Here is an 18,898-nt window from a genome sequence, read left to right as displayed (position 1 = left end):
CCGGTCCAGTACGTGAAGATTTGCTCGCTCTACGGTGCTGGCTTCTACTACATGCCGGGCACGGATACCTGCATCAAGGTCGGCGGCTTCGTCCGCGCCGAGGTGAACTTCAACGCCGGTGGCTCGTTCGCTCCGAATATTGGTTCGGCTGGCAACCACAGCGCGGCGACCTACAACGAAAACACCTGGCGTACCCGCGCCGGCATCACGGCTGATGCCCGCTCGCAGACCGCCTACGGCACCCTGCGTGGCTATGCCTACCTGGCCGCCACGTCGGACAACAGCCGCGGTGGTGGCTACTCCGGTCCGAGCGCCATTCCTGGCACGACGGGCTTCGGTGCTGCTTCGAACTCGGGTGGCGCGGACGCTTATGACCGCCTGTACTCGCCGGCGGCCTTCATCCAGTTCGCTGGCTTTACGGCTGGTCGCACCGGTTCGTTCTTCGACTTCGACAACACGACCTATTCGAACCAGTCGAACATCTGGGGTTCGACCCAGGGCGGCAACGGTATCGAAGTGTTTGCCTATACCGCTCAGCTCGGTAACGGTCTGTCGGCCTCGATCGCGGCTGAGAACAACAACGGCCGTCGTGTCGGCATCACCTCGACTGGCGCCAACATCGTCGCCACTCCGGCTGGCGCTGCTGTTGCCAACACCGTGTATGGCGGTCAGGGCGCGCCGGATCTCGTCGGCAACCTGCGCATCGACCAGGCCTGGGGTTCTGCCCAGATCATGGGTGCGGCGCACCAGCTGACCTTCGCCGGCACCTCGGCTCAGACGTTCCCGAATCCGGGTGCGAAGTGGGGCTATGCCTTCGGCGCTGGCGTGAAGGTCAACCTGCCGATGCTCGGCAAGGGCGACTACATCATCGGCCAGTTCACCTACGGCAAGGGTGCGATGGACTATGTCGGTTCGGGCCTCTCCACCGGCAGCAACGGTGTCCAGCAGGGCGTCGTCGTGACGAATGCCCAGGCTTGGGACGCGACCGTGAGCGCCACCGGCGTCGAAATGACCACCGGCTGGTCGATCACCGGCGGTCTGGAGCACAACTGGGTCCCCGGTTGGAAGTCTTCGCTGTACGGCGCGTACGGCAAGCTTGAGTACTCGGCAGCCGCGAGTGCCATCATCACCGGCGCTGGCACCTCGGCCAACTGGTCGATGTGGCAGGTCGGTTCGCGTACCGTCTGGACCCCGGTCACCAACCTCGACCTGAGCGTCGAAGTGATGTACCAGGGCATCCAGAACGATCTGGCCAGCACCGCCACCGTCGGCAAGAACAGCTGGTGGTCCGGTATGTTCCGCGCCCAGCGCAACTTCTATCCCTGATCTCACGATCTAGGATCGACGTTAAAGAGCCCCCGGCGAAAGCCGGGGGTTTCTTTTTGTTCGGATAGCAACGAAAAGATTGGTTATCAGCCCGATATTTTGGTGCGTTCGGCATCGCAGCGGCCGATGAAAGCGGCGATGCGTGAGATGGTGCCGCTCTCGGTCAACAAGGGCGCGTGCCCCTGATCGGGCACGACCAGAGTCTCCAGCGCGGGATGACGCCGTTCCATCTCCAAGACGGTGGTTGCCGACAGCAGATCGGAAAGCGCTCCGCGGATCACCATCACCGGAACATCCTTGAGAGCCTCGAATTGCGGCCACAGATCCGGCAGAGGTTTTTGCGGATCGAAATCGTCGAGCGCTTTGCCGAGCGCAACGTCGTAATTGACGACGAGACCGCCATCTTTGTCCTTGTAGGTGCGCCGCGCACTCAAGAGCCAGTCGTGGTGCGACAAGTTCGGAAACTGGGCCCCGAACAATCGCGCGAGCACGCGAGCGGCTTCGTCGTAGCTCGACGGCGTCGGCAGTTTGCCGACATAGCCCTTGATGCGAACGAGGCCTTCGGCCTCCAGCATCGGGCCGATATCGTTGAGCACAGCGCCGGCAACGGACGCCGGGCGCACGGCCGCCATCAGCATGGTGAGCAGGCCGCCGCGCGACGTGCCGACAAACACCGCGGGCTCCAGAGCGAGCGCCGTAAGCACCGTGATCACGTCGCCCAATTCGACTGGCAGCGAATACTTGGCCGGATCTGGATCGTAGTCGGAGCGGCCACGGCCGCGGTAATCCAACGCGATAACGCGGCGGCCACCGGCTGCGAGCGCTGCGGCAAGTGTCTCGAAATCGTCTGTTGTGCGCGCCAGACCGGGCAGGCAGATGACGGGCAGGGCTTTCCTATCGCGCGCGGCAAAGTCGCGCACATGGAGCTTCAGACCGTCGGTGGCGGTGACGAAACGAGAGACCGCGACATCGCTCATGATCGCCTGCTAGCGAGGCGCGCCACGGCGCAGGTCGGCCTCGATCACCAGCTTGTTGCCGCCGCCGAAGCGGGCTCTGTAGACCTGCATGTTCTCCATGATGCGCTGAACATAGTTGCGCGTCTCGGCGATCGGAATGCGCTCGCACCAGTCGACCGGATCCACATTCGGGTCGCGCGGATCGCCATAGGCGGCAACCCACTGCCGCACCCGGCCGCGGCCTGCGTTATAACCGGCGAAGGTCATGATGTATGAGCCGTCATAGGTCGACAGCAGCATCGACAGTTCGGCGGCGCCCATCTGCATGTTGTAGACGGGATCGGTCAGCAGGCGGCCGCTGTTGTAAACGTATTTGAAGCGCTTCGACGTGTCCTGCGCGGCGACCGGTGTCACCTGCATGAAACCCATGGCCTTGGCCGGCGACACGACCTTTTGGTTGAAATGACTTTCCTGGCGCGCGATCGAATAGACCAGCGCGTCTTCGACCGGCGGCGCGATCGGCTGATAGCTCGGCAATCCGGCGATGGGGAAGGCGTAATGGTCGAGCGGCAGGCCGCGCCCGAGCGCGTTCTTGCCGAGCAGGACCATGGCGCGCGGATCTTTGTGTTTAGCCGCGACCTCACCCAGCATTGCCATGCCGGCGACGTCGGTGCCGCTGTCGCCAATTTCGGCATAGATCGAGGCGATCATGTCGCGCTCGTCGAGCGCGTAAAGCAGTTCCACCGCCCGCACGACCTCGGTGCTGGCAAGCACGCCGCGTTCCTGGCTGTTGAAGTTCGGCGGCCCGACCAGTCCGATATCCGGCAGCCCGACGCGGGCGCGGGCCAACTGGCCGTAATAGGTGGCGCTGTATTGGGCCGCCTCGGCGTAGAAACTGCGCGCCTGGGCTTGCTGACCCATCGCTTCGGCGGCGCGGCCCTGCCAGTAGCCGCCGCGCGACAGCGCGTGCGGATTGGTGCCGGCGCCGCGGTTGATTTCGGCAAAGTGCGCCGCCGCAGTCTTCGGATCGTGCAGGAAGCGCAGCGCGATCCAGCCCGCGGTGAAATGCTTGTCGACGCGGTAATTGGCTTGGGTCGGTGTCGCCGCCTCGCGGGCGACGCGGTAGGCGGTCTGCGCGTCTTTGTTGTCGAGCAGGTCACGCACCAGGATGCGGCGCTCCTGCCACCATTCGTTCACGTCGACCAGAGCCGCCGGGTCTTTCGGCGCCGTCAGAATGAGCTTGCCGGCTTCTTCGGGTTTGCCGTTCTTCCGCAGCCATTGGGCGCGGGCGAAGATATAGCCCGGATCACGATGCGCTGACGCCGGGACTGCATCGAGCAGGGCCTTGGCATTCTTGGCGCGCTTGAGCACAGCCGTCCAGGCCTTGGCGATCTGGAGGCCGACGCCGCCAATGCGTTCGGCGGCGCGCATGCCGCCTTCGGTGTCGTCATTGTAGAAGCGGTCGTCCATGCGGACCTGGTGATCCTCGCGGGTCAACATGTCGCTGAACATGTCGAGCACCTTGCGCTCGACGTCGGCGCTGGCGTCCTGGGTACGCCAGGCTGTGCGTACGAGCTCTTGCGCGGCGGCGCGATCACCGCGCGCGAGCAGTGCACGGGCCAGCACGTAGCGCCCCTTGGCCGTGGTCGGTCGCTGGTGAGCGAAGAACGACATAACGCCGGCGTCGCTGACATTGTCGTTCCACAAAGTGTTTTCGGCGCGGCGCCGGAACATCGGCACATGCGGCCAGTCCGGATTGCGCTCGATGAAATTGGCGTAGCGCTCGAAGTTCGGCTTGGTGTTGAAGCTGCGCAGGATCATGTATTCGGCGAGCTTGCGCGCCACCGGATCGCCGATGGAGCGCGCGGCGGCATCGGCTTCGGCGTCGTTGCCCTTGGCGGCGGCGTCCTTGACGCGGCGTACGGCAGCGATGTCGGCGTCGGACGTGACTGTTGTCGGCGCCACTGCGAAGGGGCCGGCGGCGGGCCGCGCCAGCGGCTTGATTACGGCACGGCTGGCATAGACGGCACCACGCGCGCCAGCGCCGGCCTGCGCGAAGGCCTCGGTGCCGCGCGGCACCGGCGCGGTTGCGGGCGTCACATCGACGAGCTGCATCGGGCGGCCTGCGGGAGCGGGGGCCGCGGCGCCGACCTCGGCACCGGGACGCGATTGTGGAATCGGCACCGAGACGAGTTTCGGCCGAGCCTGGGGCTGGGCCACCATCGTCCTCGTCGGTTCACCCTTCTGGGTCTTGCTTTGCGCGCTCTTGGCCGGTTTGTCTTTGGCGGCCTTGCTCGCCGGCTTGCTCTTGGCGGCGTCAACCTTGGCCCTGTCGGCCGGGCTCTTGCTGGATTTCGCCTGCGGCTTTTTGGTCTGATCGGTGGTGGCTGTCTTTTCGGCGGCGGGGGCGGCGAACGCCGGCGCAGCCAGGATCGCACCGGCGGCGATCAGCGCGACAGCAACTCCCCGAAGCGAGCGTTTCGATACGTCCTGCAAACCGTTGCCTCTGTTCGTTCGGGCGCAATCGTTGCGTATTTTGTGAAGGCGCCCGACTCACGACAACGGACGCTGCCTGTCCCCCTTAGGACAAAATGGTCAACGAGGGGATACCCCGGTGCCGTCGACCAGGAATCACAGTTATCGCGGAACGGCGGCAAAAGCTTGGCGGATCATGGTAAATTGGCCTCCGAAGGGGCTTTCATCGGGGCCCTCAAGCCGATATTGATGGGGCTTGCAAACCGCGTAGCCGGGTAGGGAGAAACGCGCCATGAACGCCGCGACAACGAGCTTCCGAGGTTCCATGACCGCGCTCGTGACGCCGTTCAAAAACGGCGCTGTCGACGAGCAGGCCTTCCGCGCGTTGATCGACTGGCAAATTGCCCAAGGGACGAGCGGGCTGGTGCCGGTCGGTACGACCGGCGAAAGCCCGACCCTCAGTCATGACGAACACCACAAGGTCGTCGAAATCTGCATCGACCAGGCCAAGGGCCGCGTTCCGGTCATCGCTGGCGCCGGCTCGAATTCGACCGCGGAAGCCGTCGAACTGGCGCGCCATGCCGAAGAGGCCGGTGCCGATGCCGTGCTGGTGGTGACCCCGTACTACAACAAGCCGACCCAGGACGGCATGTACCACCACTTCAAGGCCGTGAACGACGCTATCGGCATCCCGATCGTCATCTACAATATTCCGCCGCGCTCGGTGGTCGATATGTCGATCGACACCATGGCGCGACTTTACGAACTCAAGAACATCGTCGGTGTGAAGGACGCCACCGCCAATCTGGCGCGCGTCTCGCAGCAGCGTCACGCTTTGGGGCCGGATTTCATCCAGCTCTCCGGTGAGGACATGACGGCGCTCGCCTACATGGCGGCCGGCGGCCATGGCTGCATTTCGGTGGTCGCCAATGTGGCGCCGAAGCCCTGCGCCGATCTGATGGCGGCAGTGTTCAAGGGGGACTATGCCGGAGCGCTCAAGATCCAGGACCGGCTGGTGCCGCTGCACGATGCCATCTTCAAGGAGCCGGGTCTGGCTGGCGCCAAGCATGGTCTCAAGCTGCTCGGACGCATTGAGGAGGAGGTCCGCCTGCCGCTGATGCCGGTGACGGTCCCGACCGGCAAGGTGATCCGCGATGCCATGGTCCACGCCGGGGTCATTAACTGAGGCGACCCACCTGCCTTCAATAACTTATGAAATATCAATGAGTTGATAGATATTTCTAATCTGATGTTTCACTTGAGATCGGCGCGCGTAACTCTCGCCTGACCGGGCATCGCGCACTGATCATCCCTATATGAGTTCCATGGCTGCCAAGGACGAGCGCCGTTTCAAGACGGTCGCGGAAAACCGCAAGGCGCGGTTCAATTATCTGATCGGGGAGACCTTCGAGGCCGGCATCGTGTTGACCGGCAGCGAGGTCAAATCGCTGCGCACCGGCAAGGCGACGATCGCGGAGTCGTATGCCGACGCCAAGGGCGGCGAGATCTGGCTCGTCAACGCCAACATCCCCGAATACATCCAGGCGCACCGCGAGAACCACGCCCCGAAGCGTTTGCGTAAGCTGCTGCTGCACGAGCGGCAGATCCACAAGCTGGCCAACGCGGTCGAGCGCGAAGGCATGACCATCGTACCGCTCAAGCTCTATTTCAACGAGCGCGGCCGCGCCAAGATCGAGATCGCGCTTGCCAAGGGCAAGAAGCTCCACGACAAGCGCGAAACCGACAAGAAACGCAGCTGGGACCGCGAGCGCGGCCGGCTCATGCGCGAGAAGGGCTAGCGAGAGGCAAGATGACACGCCGGATTGGGATGCTGATCTTCCCGCGCCTGACGCAACTCGAATGGCCGTCTAGTATTTGTCGGACATTTCAAGAAAAAGCCCGCCGATCATCAGATCGGCGGGCTTTCACATGTCGGGTAACTAACGGGTGAGGTCTTTTAAGCGAGCGCCTTCTTGTAGTTGGCGGCGGCCTTGTCCCAGTTCACCGTATTCCACCAGTTGGCGAGGTACTCGGCGCGCTTGTTTTGATATTTCAAGTAATAGGCGTGCTCCCAGACATCGACCCCGATGATCGCGCCGCGAGCGCCGTCCATCAGCGGGTTGTCCTGATTGGGCGTACTGACGATCTTGAGTTTCTTGTCCTTGTCGACCGTGAGCCACGCCCAGCCTGAGCCGAAACGGCCCATGCCGGAGGCGGTGACCTGTTCCTTGACCTTCTGGAAGCCACCGAGTTCGGCTTCGATCGCGGCCTTGAGATCGCCGCCCGGCTCCTTGGCGCCGCCTGGGGTCATCAGCTCCCAGAAGAACGTGTGATTCCAGTGACCGCCGAGATTGTTGCGGACGCCCGTCCGCGATGATTCCGGGATGCTGGCGAGATCGGCCAGTACGACCTCGACCGGCTTGGTGCCGAGGTCGGGGATGGTCTTGGCAAAGTTGTTCAGATTGCCGATGAAGGCGCCATGATGCCGCTGATGGTGGATGGTCATGGTCATGGCGTCGATGTTCGGCTCGAGCGCCTCATAGGCATAGCCGAGCGGAGGTAATTTGAATGGACCGTCGGCTGCTTGTGCGAAGACGCGGTGCGGTGCGAATGCTGTCGCGGCCACGAGCGTGGCGGCGACGCCTTTCAAGGTCTGGCGGCGATTGACGGCTAGCATGCTGATTTCCTCCGGGTGGATACCCAGGCAGCTACGAAACCCAGACGCTGCCGGATGATACCTGCGACACGATGCCCCGCCGTCCTGCCGGTGTCCATCGACGGTTACTGCACGACACCGCAGGCAATCCGGCCGCCGGCATCCCCGGTCGGGTCGGTTTTGTAGTCGTCGGTGTCGGCATGAATGACGAGCGCCGAGCCGTCAGCGTCGAGCAGCGAATTCGGCTTGCCCTTTTCCAACGTTACGGCCGCGTTCAGCACCTCGACCGCGAGGTCGCCGCTTTGCGGGATGTGCAGGTTCGGCATATCGCCGGCATGGGCGCCATCGGCCGACATCAAGCCGTGTTTCTTCTGGTCGGGATTGAAATGGCCGCCGGCCGACGTGAAAGGCGGTTCGCATTTGCCGACAGCGTGGACGTGGAAGGCATGTTCGCCCGGCGGCAGGCCCTTGACCGAAAGGTTGATCAATACGCCGCGCGGCGTTTGCATCAGGTTGGCGGCGCCGATTTCCTTGCCCTGTGCATCCTTGAGCGGCGCGCTGGCGGTTTGCGCGGCCGCGGGTAGGGCGCTGGTCAACGCCAGAGCGGCGGCCAAGCCGGCCGCGATAATGTGATTGCTGGTGGTCATGTGTCGCTCCTGGGTGACGGGTCGCGGACCGACGGGATAGCCGGCTGTGTCGATTGATCAACGTTCGTTACGCCGGAACGTTTCCTCGGCGGCAGCCAGGAGCACCGGATTTGCGTCTTTTACAAATCCTTTGGGCCGATTGTCGGACCGGGCCTCAAAGTCGGCCGCTATCCAGATACCCGCGCACGGCCTTGAACACAGCGCGGAACATCTCCGGCGTCAGAACGCCGGTGTTCGTGTTGTAGCGCGAGCAGTGATAGCTCGAGAACAGTTCGGTGCTCCCGAGCTTGTAATGACCGCCGTGCTTGAACGGATGCGCCGATTTCTTTGCCGAAAAGGCGGTCAGTACGGTCGCGTGGGCGACGGCGCCGAGCGCGACGATGGCGCGCAGGTTCGCCATCTCCGCGATCGTGTCCTTCAAAAAGTCCCGGCAGGTGTTGATCTCTGCGGGTGTGGGCTTGTTTTCCGGCGGCACGCAGCGCACCGCGTTGGTAATGCGGCAGTCGATCAACGCGAGGCCATCGTTGATGCGCGCATCGAACTTGCCGTTGGCAAAGCCGTATTTGGAGAGCGTCTCGTACAGTAGGTCGCCGGCAAAATCGCCGGTGAAGGGGCGGCCGGTGCGGTTGGCGCCTTGCACGCCCGGCGCCAGCCCGACGATCAGGAGGCGTGCGTCGGCCGATCCGAAGGAGGGCACCGGCGCGTTGAACCAGTCCGGCCGCTTGAGGCGGCAGTCATGGCGATAGGCGACAAGGCGCGGGCAGCGCGGACAATCACGGCCCGGTTTGCCGCTGTCCGGCCACTCATAACCGTCGGGTTTGGTTGCGGCCGAGCGCGCCACGGCAGCGCGGTCCGTTAATCCTCGAAATCGTCGTCAGCGGCTGCGGCGCCGGCCCGCTGCGGCGCGGGACCACGCTGCAGGAACTGGGGCGTATGGCCGCCATGATGACCGCCTTCGGCGGGCTCGCGCGGACGCATCGGGCGCTCGGAGGGATCGCGCCCGATCTTGCTTTGCAGGGTGATGATGTCGGTGAATACGTCGGCCTGGCGGCGCAGTTCGTCAGCGACCATCGGCGGCTGCGTGGTGACCGTCGAGACGACGGTGACGCGCACGCCCTTGCGCTGCACGGCTTCGACAAGGCGAGTGAAGTCGCCGTCGCCGGAGAACAGGACGATGTGGTCGACATTGCTGGCCGTCTCCATGGCATCGACGGCAAGCTCGATGTCCATGTTGCCTTTGACCTTGCGGCGGCCGGTCTGGTCGACGAATTCCTTGGTCGCCTTGGTGACGACGGCGTAGCCGTTATAGTCCAGCCAGTCGATCAGCGGACGGATCGAGGAATACTCCTGATCCTCGATGATGGCGGTGTAGTAGAAGGCCCGCAAAAGGTTGCCGCGCGACTGGAATTCCTTGAGCAGCTTCTTGTAATCGATATCGAAGCCGAGGGATTTGGCAGTGGCGTAGAGATTGGCGCCGTCAATGAACAAAGCAATTTTTTCGCCGGTCATGGTCAGGTCCTGTGGTCTCAAAGTCGCCCGCTGTGCTTTGCGGTAGGTTTCATGCCGAATGGGGCGTCAGACGGGCGACCACGCTGGGTGCGGCCCGCCATGCCTGTCGAAGGGACTGATCTGGGTCTCAACGGCACCTGATGAACAATTCATTTGGCCCGCGCAATCAAGGCCGTCACCGATAATACCTTCGGCCGGCCCTCCTTGCGGTCTTAAGCTGTCGCTAACAGGAAGATGGGGCCAAACCAAGACAAAAAAGGGTTGAAAAACACGGTCGCGGAGGATAGGTACGCACTAATCTCAAATAGTACCACTTTGAGGAGTGACGAGCCGATGGCCCGTGTCACCGTAGAAGACTGCATCGATAAGGTTGAGAACCGCTTCGATCTCGTGCTTTTGGCGAGCCACCGCGCCCGCATGATTTCGTCGGGTTCGCAGATCACCATCGATCGCGACAACGACAAGAATCCGGTCGTGTCGCTGCGCGAGATCGCGGAAACTACCGTTTCGCCGGGCGATCTGAAGGAAGATCTGATCCATTCCCTGCAGAAATACGTCGAAGTGGACGAGCCGGAGCCCGAAGCGGCGCTCATCGGCGCTGGCGTGGACGCCGACGATGCCGACATGCCGACCTCGGATCGCATGACCGAGGAAGAATTGCTCAAGGGCCTCGAAGGCCTGGCGCCGCCGGAAGAGGTTCCGGAAGACGACGCCGAGTGAGCAGCACCCGGCACGGTAAATTTGCTGTAAAGGCCCGGCCACTGTGCCGGGCCTTTATCGTTTCCCGGGGGCGGGGCCCCCAACCGGGGCAGGGTCCCGACGGGGAAATGATTAAGCAGAGTGCAAGGCCGCTTGCGGCTCCGCGAAATTGACGTGATATCTATGACATGGTGGGCCGCCGGGCCCTGCGAGGCGTCTTCGGCGGTATTATGAGGCTGGAACCGACCGAATGCGCACGCGCCCCGACCTTCCGCGCATGCAAAGCCAGGCGTTGACCCGGGCGCCGTTGCCGCCGCCGGCTGTCCCGCCGTCGCCGGACAAGGCGCCGCCGCGCAAGCCGCAAATGATGCGGCAATACGATCTCATCGAGCGGGTGCGCGCCTACAACCCCAAGACCGACGAAGCGCTGCTGAACCGCGCGTATGTCTACGCCATGAAGGCGCATGGCGATCAGCGCCGCGCTTCGGGGGATCCTTACTTCTCGCACCCGATCGAAGTCGCCGCGATTCTCACCGACCTCAAGCTCGACGACGCCACCATCGCCGCCGCGTTGCTGCACGATACGATCGAGGATACCGACGCCACGCGCGCCGACATCGACCAGTTGTTCGGCCGCGACATCGGCGCGCTGGTTGAGGGGCTGACCAAGCTCAAGAAGCTCGATCTCGTTACCAAGGAAGCCAAGCAGGCGGAAAACCTCCGCAGGCTGCTGCTCGCCATCGTCGACGACGTGCGCGTGCTGCTGGTCAAGCTCGCCGACCGACTGCACAACATGCGCACGCTGGAGTACATGCCGCCGGCCTCGCGCCGGCGCACGGCGGAGGAGACGCTGGAAATCTATGCGCCGCTCGCCGGTCGCATGGGCATGCACGAGATGCGTGAGGAGCTCGACGACCTGGCGTTCCGGGAGCTTTATCCCGACGCCTATCAGGTGGTTACGGCGCGGCTCGATTCCATTGCCGCGCTCAATGCGCAACTGATTTCAGAGATCGAACACCAGCTCACGCGCAAGCTTGCCGAGCGCGGCATCGCCGCTTCGGTTTCGGGGCGACGCAAACGCGCCTATTCGGTGTGGCGCAAGATGGAGCGCAAAGGCGTCGGCTTCGAACAGTTGTCCGACATCTACGGCTTCCGCGTCATCGTCGGCAACGTGACCGAGTGCTATCAGGCGCTTGGCATCGTTCATACGACGTGGCCGATGGTGCCGACGCGCTTCAAGGATTACATCTCGACGCCGAAGGCGAACGACTATCGCTCGATCCACACCACGGTGATCGGGCCGGGCAAGCAGCGTGTCGAACTGCAGATCCGCTCCAAGGAAATGCACCAGATCGCCGAATACGGCATCGCGGCGCATTCGCTGTATAAGGATGGCCTCGGTACGCCGACGGAAATGCTGTCGCGGGAATCGAGCGCCTATGCCTGGCTCCGGCGCACCATCGAGGCGCTGGCGGAAGCCTCCAACCCGGAAGAATTCCTCGAGCACACCAAGCTTGAGCTGTTCCACGACCAGGTGTTCTGCTTCACCCCGAAGGGCAAGCTGATCGCGCTGCCGCGCAAGGCAACGCCGATCGACTTTGCCTATGCGGTCCATACCGACGTCGGCAACACCGCGGTCGGCTCGAAGATCAACGGCAAGATCGCGCCGCTCACCTCGGAATTGATGAATGGCGACGAGGTCGAAATCCTGACCTCCAAGGCCCAGCTGTCGCCGCCGTCGGCCTGGGAGGCGCTGGTCGTCACGGGCAAGGCGCGCGCCGCGATCCGCCGGGCAACGCGCACCGCCGTGCGCGAACAATATGCCGGGCTCGGGCGCCGTATCGTTGAGCGCCTGTTCCAGCGCGCCAAGATGGTCTATTCGGACGACAAGCTGATCGGCGCGCTGCCAAGGTTGGCGCGCGCCTCGCTTGAGGATGTGATGGCAGCGGTGGGCCGTAGCGAGCTCAAGGCCTCCGATGTCGCCCGCGCCATGTACCCTGATTACAAGGAAGAGCGCGCTGCGGCCAACGCGGCGCGGCCCAAGGCCGAAACGAGCAGCGGCTGGTTCGGCCTGCGCAAGCTGACCTCGGTGAAGTTCAAGGTGCCGGACGCCACCGGGCCGGCCATCCCGATCCGCGGCATCAACGGCGATCTGCCGATCCGCTTCGCGCCGGAGGGCGGCGCGGTGCCGGGCGATCGTATCGTCGGCATCATCTCGCCGGGTGAGGGCATCACCATTTATCCGATCCAGTCGCCGGCGCTGGCCGAGTTCGAGGACAAGCCGGAACGCTGGCTCGACGTGCGCTGGGATGCCGACGAAGCGGTGCCGCGGCGTTTTCCCGTCCGCATCGCGGTGCAGTCGGCCAACGAGCCGGGTTCGCTCGCCCAGATCGCACAGGTCATCGCCGAGCATGACGGCAATATCGACAATATCGCGATGACGCGCCGCGCCCCGGATTTCACCGATGTGCTGATCGATCTGGAGGTGTATGACCTGAAGCACCTCAACGACATTCTCTCGCAACTCAGGGTCAAACCGATGGTCGCCAAGGCGGAGCGCGTGAATGGCTAAACCTCTACGCCTCGGGGTCAACATCGATCACGTCGCCACCATTCGTAACGCGCGCGGCGGACGTCATCCCGATCCGGTGCGCGCGGCCAAACTGGCGATTGCCGCAGGCTGCGACGGCATCACCGCGCATTTGCGCGAGGACCGCCGGCACATCCGCGACAACGATATTGCGCGGTTGAAAGCCGAGATCGACAAGCCCCTGAATTTCGAGATTGCGGCGACCGAGGAGATGGTGGCGCTGGCGCTGAAAACCCAGCCGCATGCTTGCTGCCTGGTGCCGGAAAAGCGCGAGGAGCGCACCACCGAAGGTGGTCTCGACGTTGCCAGTCAGCAGACACATCTCAAGCCTGTCATTCACAAGCTCAAGCACGCCGGCATTCGCGTGTCGCTGTTCATTGGCGCGCAGCCGGAGCAGATCGAGACCGCCGCCGCGCTTGGCGCGCCGGTCATCGAGATTCACACCGGCGCCTGGTGTGAGGCTTTGGCGGATGGCGACAAGGAGAAGGCGCAGGCCGAGTGGCAGGCGATCGTGAAGGGCGCGGAGCTGGCGGCAGGCCTCGGCCTCGAAGTCCATGCCGGCCACGGGCTCGACTACGCCACCGCCGAGGAGATCGCGGCACTGCCGCAGATCGTCGAACTCAACATCGGCCATTTCCTGGTCGGGGAGGCGGTGTTCGAAGGGCTTTCCGAGACCATCAAGTTCATGCGCGCCGCCATGGATCGCGGCCGGGTGCGCGCGCTCCGATGATCGTCGGCCTGGGCTCCGATCTGTGCGATGCGCGCCGTATCGCCAAAACCATCGAGCGCCATGGCGAGCGCTTTCTGTCGCGCATTTTTACGCCGATCGAGCGCGCCAAGGCCGACCGCCGCAAGAACCGCGTCGAGACCTATGCCAAGCGCTTTGCCGCCAAGGAGGCCTGCGCCAAGGCGCTCGGTACCGGCATGAGCCACGGCGTATTCTGGCGTGACATGGGGGTGGTCAACCTGCCGGGCGGCCGGCCGACCATGCGGTTGACGGGCGGGGCGCTGAGACAATTGCACACCCTTCTGCCGGGCGGGCACGAGGCCCGGATCGAGCTTTCGATGACCGACGAAGGGCCGCTGGCGCAGGCCATCGTCATCATCCATGCCATTCCGGTGGTCAACTCCACCGACTCGCGGTGAGCGGGATAAGCCGATATTTCCCAGTGGGTTAAGGGCCGTTTCGGGGAAACTTCATTGCACTGCATAAGGTCAGCCGCTACAACGGCGCCGGGGCGCTTTGCGGACCTTAACCGCGTTCGCATCAGCCAGGACCGAAAGGCGCAATGAGCGTGACATCCGGAAGCAAGCGGCAAGAAGGCGGCGTCGGCGAAACGATCCGCGTCATCTTTCATGCGCTGATCATAGCGCTCGTGATCCGCACTTTCCTGTTTCAGCCCTTCAACATTCCGTCCGGCTCGATGAAGGCGACTTTGCTGGTCGGGGACTACTTGTTCGTTTCCAAGTACTCCTACGGCTACAGCCAGTTTTCGCTGCCGCTGTCGCTGCCCTTGTTCTCGGGCCGCATCCCCGGCGGAATGACGCCCGAGCGCGGCGACGTCGTTGTGTTCCGTCTGCCGTCGGATACCTCGACCGATTACATCAAGCGCGTCATCGGTCTGCCGGGCGACAAGGTGCGCGTCAGCGATGGCGTGGTGTCGATCAACGGCAAGCCGGTGAAGATGGACCGCATTGCCGATTTCGTTGGCGAGCCGGCCTGTCCCAATCCGTTCATCGACCGGGTCAGGCAGTGGCGCGAAACGCTGCCGAACGGCGTGTCGCACAATGTTCTCGACTGCTCGAGCGATCACACGCGGTTTCCGCAGACCACCGATGAATATGTCGTGCCCCCGGGCCATTATTTCATGATGGGCGACAACCGCGACAACTCGACCGACAGCCGTTTCTCGTCGGTCGGCTTCGTGCCGTTCGAGAACATCGTCGGTAAGGCGCAGATTATCTTCTTCTCCGTCAATGAAGGCGAACAGGCCTGGCAGTTCTGGCGTTGGCCGGTCTCGGTACGCTGGAGTCGGCTGTTCACGATCGTCCGATGAGCCGCAAGGTCAAAGACCGCTCAGCGCTCGAAGAGAGGATTGGCCACAGCTTCTCGGACAAGTCGCTGCTGGACCGCGCGCTGACGCATATTTCGGCGCTGTCGGGCGGGCCGCAGAACCGCGTCGCCAGCTATCAGCGGCTGGAGTTTCTTGGCGATCATGTGCTCGGGCTCGTGATCTCCGACATGCTGTATCGCAACTTTCCCAAGGCCAATGAGGGCGAGCTGTCGAAGCGGCTGGCCGATCTGGTGCGCAAGGAAACCTGCGCTGCCGTTGCCAAGGACATGGATCTTGGCCCGGAACTACGGCTCGGCAATTCGGAATCGCATGCCGGGGGCCGCCTGCGCACGACGATTTTGGCGGATGCCTGCGAGGGGCTGGTCGGGGCTGTTTTCGTCGACGGCGGCTATCCGGCGGCTGAAGCGCTGATTGCCAAGTTCTGGCAGCATCGTATGGTTCAGTCGCTGAAGCCCACGCGCGATGCCAAGACCATGTTGCAGGAATGGGCGCAGGCGCGGGGCCTGCCGACTCCGGCCTACAAGGAAGTCGCGCGCACTGGGCCGCATCACGATCCGCAATTCAGGATCGCGGTGGTGCTGCCGGAACAGCCGCAGGCCGAGGGCGTCGGTACATCGAAGCGTGCGGCCGAGCAGGCCGCGGCGGCGGCGATGCTGAGCAGCGTCGGCGTCAAACTGGACAAAATGTGATGAGCGAAACCGAAAGCGGCACAGCGGCAGGCGAGGACACGCGCTGCGGCTTTGTCGCGCTGATCGGGGCGCCGAACGCCGGCAAATCGACTCTGCTGAACGCCCTGGTCGGCACCAAGGTGACCATCGTCTCGCACAAGGTGCAGACGACGCGCGCATTGATCCGCGGCATCAGCGTCGAGGGCCAATCGCAGATCATCTTCGTCGATACGCCCGGCATCTTTGCGCCCAAGCGGAGACTCGACCGCGCCATGGTGACGACGGCGTGGAGCGGTGCGCATGACGCCGACCTCACGGCCGTCCTGATGGACGCGCGCAAAGGGCTCGACGAGGACATCGAGCCGATCCTTGAGCACCTCAAGGAGGTGCGCGGGCCGAAGATCCTGATCCTCAACAAGATCGATGTGGTGCCGCGCGACAGCCTGCTCGGTCTCGCCAAGGCGGCGAACGAGAAAGCCAAGTTCGAGACCACCTTCATGATTTCGGCGCTGAAAAGCGACGGCGTGGTTGACCTGAAGCAATGGCTGGCCGAGCGGATGCCGACAGGGCCTTGGCTCTATCCGGAAGACCAGATCGCGGACGCGCCGATGCGACAACTGGCGGCGGAAATTACCCGCGAGAAGCTGTTCGAGCGTTTGCACCAGGAGCTGCCGTATCACTCCACGGTTGAGACCGAACAGTGGAAGGAACTGCGCGGCGGCGATGTGCGCATCGAGCAGACGATCTATGTCGAGCGCGAAAGCCAGCGCAAGATCGTGATCGGAAAAGGCGGGCAGACGCTGCGGGCTATCGGTGAGGCGGCGCGCAAGGACATCGCCGAAATCGCCGACGCCAAGGTGCACCTGTTCCTGTTCGTCAAGGTACGCGAAGGCTGGGGCGACGACCCGGAACGTTATCGCGCGATGGGGCTGGAGTTTCCCAAGGGTTGAGCCGGCGCGTCTGTCAGTGGATGTGTGGCAGCCGTTCCTCGAAGGTGCGCCTAAGCCACTCCCACTCCTGCCGATGGTTTGGCGCGTTCAAGACCTTGTATTTCACGAGTTGCAGAAGGCTCTCGTAGGGCTTCCTCAGGTACTCGTTGCGGAACTGCGGTGTGCCCACATAGATATTGCTCGTCGCATTGAGAAAGTCGCGAAGCCAAAGATAGGCCGGGGTATCGTCGCCGTGACTGGAAGCCGCTTGATGCAGGGCCATCGCGTGCTTTTCAGCCTCGCGCCAGAAGTCCGCGAGCTGCAGCGCGCTTTGCTGCATACCGGGCGTGACCATGTTGTTGCTTTGCGCCGTCAGGAAAGATGAATATTCGACCGTCCAGTCGACAACGCAGTGAAGCCAGTGGAGCCACGCAGCTTCGCCATGCAAAACTTTGCGGCCGCCGTGGCAGCCGCCGCCCAATGCAGCCGCTTCTGAAGGCGTCATGGTGTCCTCCTTGAATGCATTCTGCTAAAGGTCAGACTCAGTGGACGGCAACCGGCGGCGGTTGTATTTGCGCTGGATCAAAATTAGTCCGAGAATCGGTTTGAACGGCTTAGACGATGCAATGGACCGATGAGGGCATCGTGATTGGCGTGCGCCGCCATGGGGAGGCGAGCGCTATCCTTGAGCTGATGACGCGCGAGCACGGCCGCCATGTCGGTATGGTACGCGGCGGTTTTGGCACGCGCATGAAGCCGGTGCTGCAGCCCGGAAACAGCGTTTCGGCCACCTGGCGGGCGCGGCTCGAAGACCACATGGGCAACTATACCATCGAGCCGCTGCGCCAGCGCGCGTCGGACTATTTCGGCTCGCCGCATGCGATCTACGGCGTGTCGCATCTGGCTGCGCTGATGCGGCTTCTGCCCGAGCGCGATCCGCATGAAGGCCTGTTCAACGAATTCGAGACGATCCTTGACCGGCTTGAGGATGCGGCCTGGGCGGCGCCGGAGGTGGCTCGCTTTGAGATGCAGCTTTTGTCGGAACTTGGCTTCGGCCTCGATCTGGAAGAATGCGCCGCGACCGGCGCCACGGAGGACCTGATCTATGTGTCTCCGAGGTCAGGCCGTGCGGTGTCGCGCGAGGCGGGGGCGCCTTATGCCGACCGCATGTTCAAACTGCCGGCCTTCCTGATCGACGCGCGCGTGAGCCCCAATGGAAGCGATCTCGACGACGGCTTCAAGCTGACCGGTTTTTTCCTGGCACGCCATGTGCTGGAGCCGCGCGGTATGCAGCTTGCTGACGAGCGCATGCATTTCCTGGCCGCGCTGGCGCGGGCTCTGCCGAAGGTGGCTTAGCCTTTCCGTTGCCTCCGACGTTGTCCGCCGACAGACGTCGACGCCAGAAAAACTTCTCTGACGCAGCTCCGTAACCAGCGCTGTGCGGGATCCGCATCGAGACGCGGATGCCACAGCATCGAAACGGTAATCGTGTCGGTCGGGACAGGAAGCGGGAAGCCGAACATCCCGACGCGCAAATTCGCGGTGTATTGTTCGGGAACGCTGGCGATTAGGTCGGTTGCCCGCGCGAGTGCAAGTGCGGTCGTAAACGCGCCGACGATCGTGACGACCTGCCGCTCCAGGCCGCGCGCTCTCAGCGCTTCGTCGATCGGTCCGTGATCCAGCCCACGCCGTGATACCATAACGTGCCGGCCGGCCGCGTAGCGTTCAGGTGTGATCTTTCCCCGGGTCAGCGCATGGCCTTGACGCACAACACCGATGAAACGATCCCGGGACAAGGCTTGCGTCCGTATTTCCGGGCCGGTTGTCGGCCCGATGACGCCAATTTCCAGGTTGACCACGCCTTCACGCAGAGGGGCGCTGTCTTTGTCCGGCTTTTGCATGAAACGCAGCCGTACGCCGGGTGCTTCCTTCTCGAGACGGGCAATAAGCGCCGGTCCGACATATTCGGCAAAGCCATCGGTCGCTCGAATTGTGAAGACGCAGGCGAGTCTCTTGAGGTCGAGTGCCTCGACCGGGCGAAGAACGGCTTGCCCATTCTGCACCAGCGTGGCGACGCGCTCGCGCATGTCCAGCGCCCGCGGCGTGGGGACGAGGCCTCGGCCGGCCCGCACCAGCAGCGGATCGCCCGTTGTCTCGCGCAAGCGCGCCAGCGCTCGGCTCATGGCCGATGGGCTCAAGCGCAGACGTTTGGCGGCGCGCGCCACGCTGCGCTCGGTGAGCAGCACGTCGAGGGCGACCAGCAGGTTGAGATCGGGCGTCGGCATGGACCAATCCTAGCACAGGTCCGCCATACATGGCGCTAAACGCACGAATAAAGTGCAATCGATGCACATTCCGCCTTGTCACG

The 18,898-nt window shown here is 63.5% G+C and carries 19 protein-coding genes; 11 read left to right on the top strand and 8 right to left on the bottom strand.

What is annotated here, in order from left to right:
• Window positions 1-1,326, top strand: a 1,326-nt coding sequence (locus tag DXH78_RS19450; RefSeq protein ID WP_147292682.1) for a porin, incomplete at its 5' end; no start/stop codon positions are given.
• Between the two features lie 86 nt (window positions 1,327-1,412).
• Here the strand turns inward: DXH78_RS19450 and DXH78_RS19445 are convergent.
• Together DXH78_RS19445 and DXH78_RS19440 are read right to left on the bottom strand one after the other, a co-directional pair.
• On the bottom strand, window positions 1,413-2,303 hold the full coding sequence (locus DXH78_RS19445; protein ID WP_115518913.1) for an alpha/beta fold hydrolase: 891 nt from the start codon (window positions 2,301-2,303) through the stop codon (window positions 1,413-1,415).
• A 9-nt stretch (window positions 2,304-2,312) separates the two neighbouring features.
• Window positions 2,313-4,778, bottom strand: a complete 2,466-nt coding sequence (locus tag DXH78_RS19440; RefSeq protein ID WP_115518912.1) for a lytic transglycosylase domain-containing protein — start codon at window positions 4,776-4,778, stop codon at window positions 2,313-2,315.
• Between the two features lie 271 nt (window positions 4,779-5,049).
• Here DXH78_RS19440 and dapA point away from each other — a divergent pair, with 271 nt between their 5' ends.
• Window positions 5,050-5,943: a 4-hydroxy-tetrahydrodipicolinate synthase gene (gene dapA, locus DXH78_RS19435; protein ID WP_115518911.1), complete on the top strand. Its 894-nt coding sequence runs from the start codon at window positions 5,050-5,052 to the stop codon at window positions 5,941-5,943.
• A gap of 139 nt (window positions 5,944-6,082) precedes the next feature.
• A complete protein-coding gene (smpB, locus tag DXH78_RS19430) occupies window positions 6,083-6,556 on the top strand; it encodes an SsrA-binding protein SmpB (RefSeq protein WP_115518910.1) in 474 nt (157 codons plus the stop codon).
• A gap of 158 nt (window positions 6,557-6,714) precedes the next feature.
• Here the strand turns inward: smpB and DXH78_RS19425 are convergent, their stop codons facing one another.
• The 4 genes from DXH78_RS19425 to DXH78_RS19410 all read right to left on the bottom strand — a co-directional run bounded on the left by DXH78_RS19425 (window position 6,715) and on the right by DXH78_RS19410 (window position 9,569).
• Window positions 6,715-7,434: a superoxide dismutase gene (locus DXH78_RS19425; RefSeq protein ID WP_115518909.1), complete on the bottom strand. Its 720-nt coding sequence runs from the start codon at window positions 7,432-7,434 to the stop codon at window positions 6,715-6,717.
• A gap of 104 nt (window positions 7,435-7,538) precedes the next feature.
• Entirely contained in the window at window positions 7,539-8,060 is a 522-nt protein-coding gene (locus DXH78_RS19420) for a superoxide dismutase family protein (protein ID WP_115518908.1), read from the bottom strand.
• Window positions 8,061-8,214: 154 nt separating this feature from the next.
• Window positions 8,215-8,901, bottom strand: a complete 687-nt coding sequence (locus DXH78_RS19415; RefSeq protein ID WP_115518907.1) for a uracil-DNA glycosylase — start codon at window positions 8,899-8,901, stop codon at window positions 8,215-8,217.
• Between the two features lie 14 nt (window positions 8,902-8,915).
• Window positions 8,916-9,569 (bottom strand): LabA-like NYN domain-containing protein, encoded by a 654-nt coding sequence (locus DXH78_RS19410; RefSeq protein WP_210209613.1) that lies wholly within the window; start codon window positions 9,567-9,569, stop codon window positions 8,916-8,918.
• Window positions 9,570-9,902: 333 nt separating this feature from the next.
• Between DXH78_RS19410 and rpoZ the strand changes: the two genes are divergently transcribed.
• The 7 genes from rpoZ (at window position 9,903) to era (ending at window position 16,551) form a co-directional block, all read left to right on the top strand.
• Complete coding sequence (rpoZ, locus tag DXH78_RS19405; protein WP_115518906.1) at window positions 9,903-10,289, top strand: DNA-directed RNA polymerase subunit omega; 387 nt, start codon at window positions 9,903-9,905, stop codon at window positions 10,287-10,289.
• A gap of 229 nt (window positions 10,290-10,518) precedes the next feature.
• On the top strand, window positions 10,519-12,840 hold the full coding sequence (locus DXH78_RS19400; protein ID WP_115518905.1) for a RelA/SpoT family protein: 2,322 nt from the start codon (window positions 10,519-10,521) through the stop codon (window positions 12,838-12,840).
• A complete protein-coding gene (locus tag DXH78_RS19395) occupies window positions 12,833-13,588 on the top strand; it encodes a pyridoxine 5'-phosphate synthase (protein WP_115518904.1) in 756 nt (251 codons plus the stop codon). The genes DXH78_RS19400 and DXH78_RS19395 overlap by 8 nt, the downstream gene beginning before the upstream one ends.
• Window positions 13,585-14,004: a holo-ACP synthase gene (gene acpS / locus DXH78_RS19390; protein ID WP_115518903.1), complete on the top strand. Its 420-nt coding sequence runs from the start codon at window positions 13,585-13,587 to the stop codon at window positions 14,002-14,004. Before DXH78_RS19395 ends, acpS begins: the two co-directional genes overlap by 4 nt.
• A 143-nt stretch (window positions 14,005-14,147) precedes the next feature.
• The gene (gene lepB, locus DXH78_RS19385) at window positions 14,148-14,915 is read left to right on the top strand and encodes a signal peptidase I (protein WP_115518902.1); all 768 of its coding nucleotides are present in this window, start codon (window positions 14,148-14,150) and stop codon (window positions 14,913-14,915) included.
• Window positions 14,885-15,622, top strand: coding sequence for a ribonuclease III (gene rnc / locus DXH78_RS19380; protein WP_430727514.1), 738 nt, complete (start codon window positions 14,885-14,887; stop codon window positions 15,620-15,622). Before lepB ends, rnc begins: the two co-directional genes overlap by 31 nt.
• Window positions 15,622-16,551 carry a GTPase Era gene (gene era / locus DXH78_RS19375; RefSeq protein WP_115518900.1) on the top strand — a complete coding sequence of 310 codons (930 nt, stop codon included), beginning with the start codon at window positions 15,622-15,624 and terminating at the stop codon, window positions 16,549-16,551. The genes rnc and era overlap by 1 nt, the downstream gene beginning before the upstream one ends.
• A 13-nt stretch (window positions 16,552-16,564) precedes the next feature.
• On the opposite strand, the gene DXH78_RS19370 is transcribed toward era, so the two are convergent.
• A complete protein-coding gene (locus DXH78_RS19370) occupies window positions 16,565-17,035 on the bottom strand; it encodes a hypothetical protein (protein WP_115518899.1) in 471 nt (156 codons plus the stop codon).
• A gap of 116 nt (window positions 17,036-17,151) precedes the next feature.
• Between DXH78_RS19370 and recO the strand changes: the two genes are divergently transcribed.
• Window positions 17,152-17,886 (top strand): DNA repair protein RecO, encoded by a 735-nt coding sequence (gene recO, locus DXH78_RS19365; protein ID WP_115518898.1) that lies wholly within the window; start codon window positions 17,152-17,154, stop codon window positions 17,884-17,886.
• Here recO and DXH78_RS19360 read toward each other — a convergent pair.
• Window positions 17,883-18,815 (bottom strand): LysR family transcriptional regulator, encoded by a 933-nt coding sequence (locus DXH78_RS19360; protein ID WP_115518897.1) that lies wholly within the window; start codon window positions 18,813-18,815, stop codon window positions 17,883-17,885. The genes recO and DXH78_RS19360 overlap by 4 nt on opposite strands.
• Between the last annotated feature and the right edge of the window lie 83 nt (window positions 18,816-18,898).

Origin of the sequence: Undibacter mobilis (assembly GCF_003367195.1) — a bacterium.
Classification (GTDB): Bacteria; Pseudomonadota; Alphaproteobacteria; order Rhizobiales; family Xanthobacteraceae; genus Pseudolabrys; species Pseudolabrys mobilis.
The sequence above is the reverse complement of the archived record's forward strand: the minus strand, read 5'-3'. Positions and strand labels throughout refer to the sequence as shown.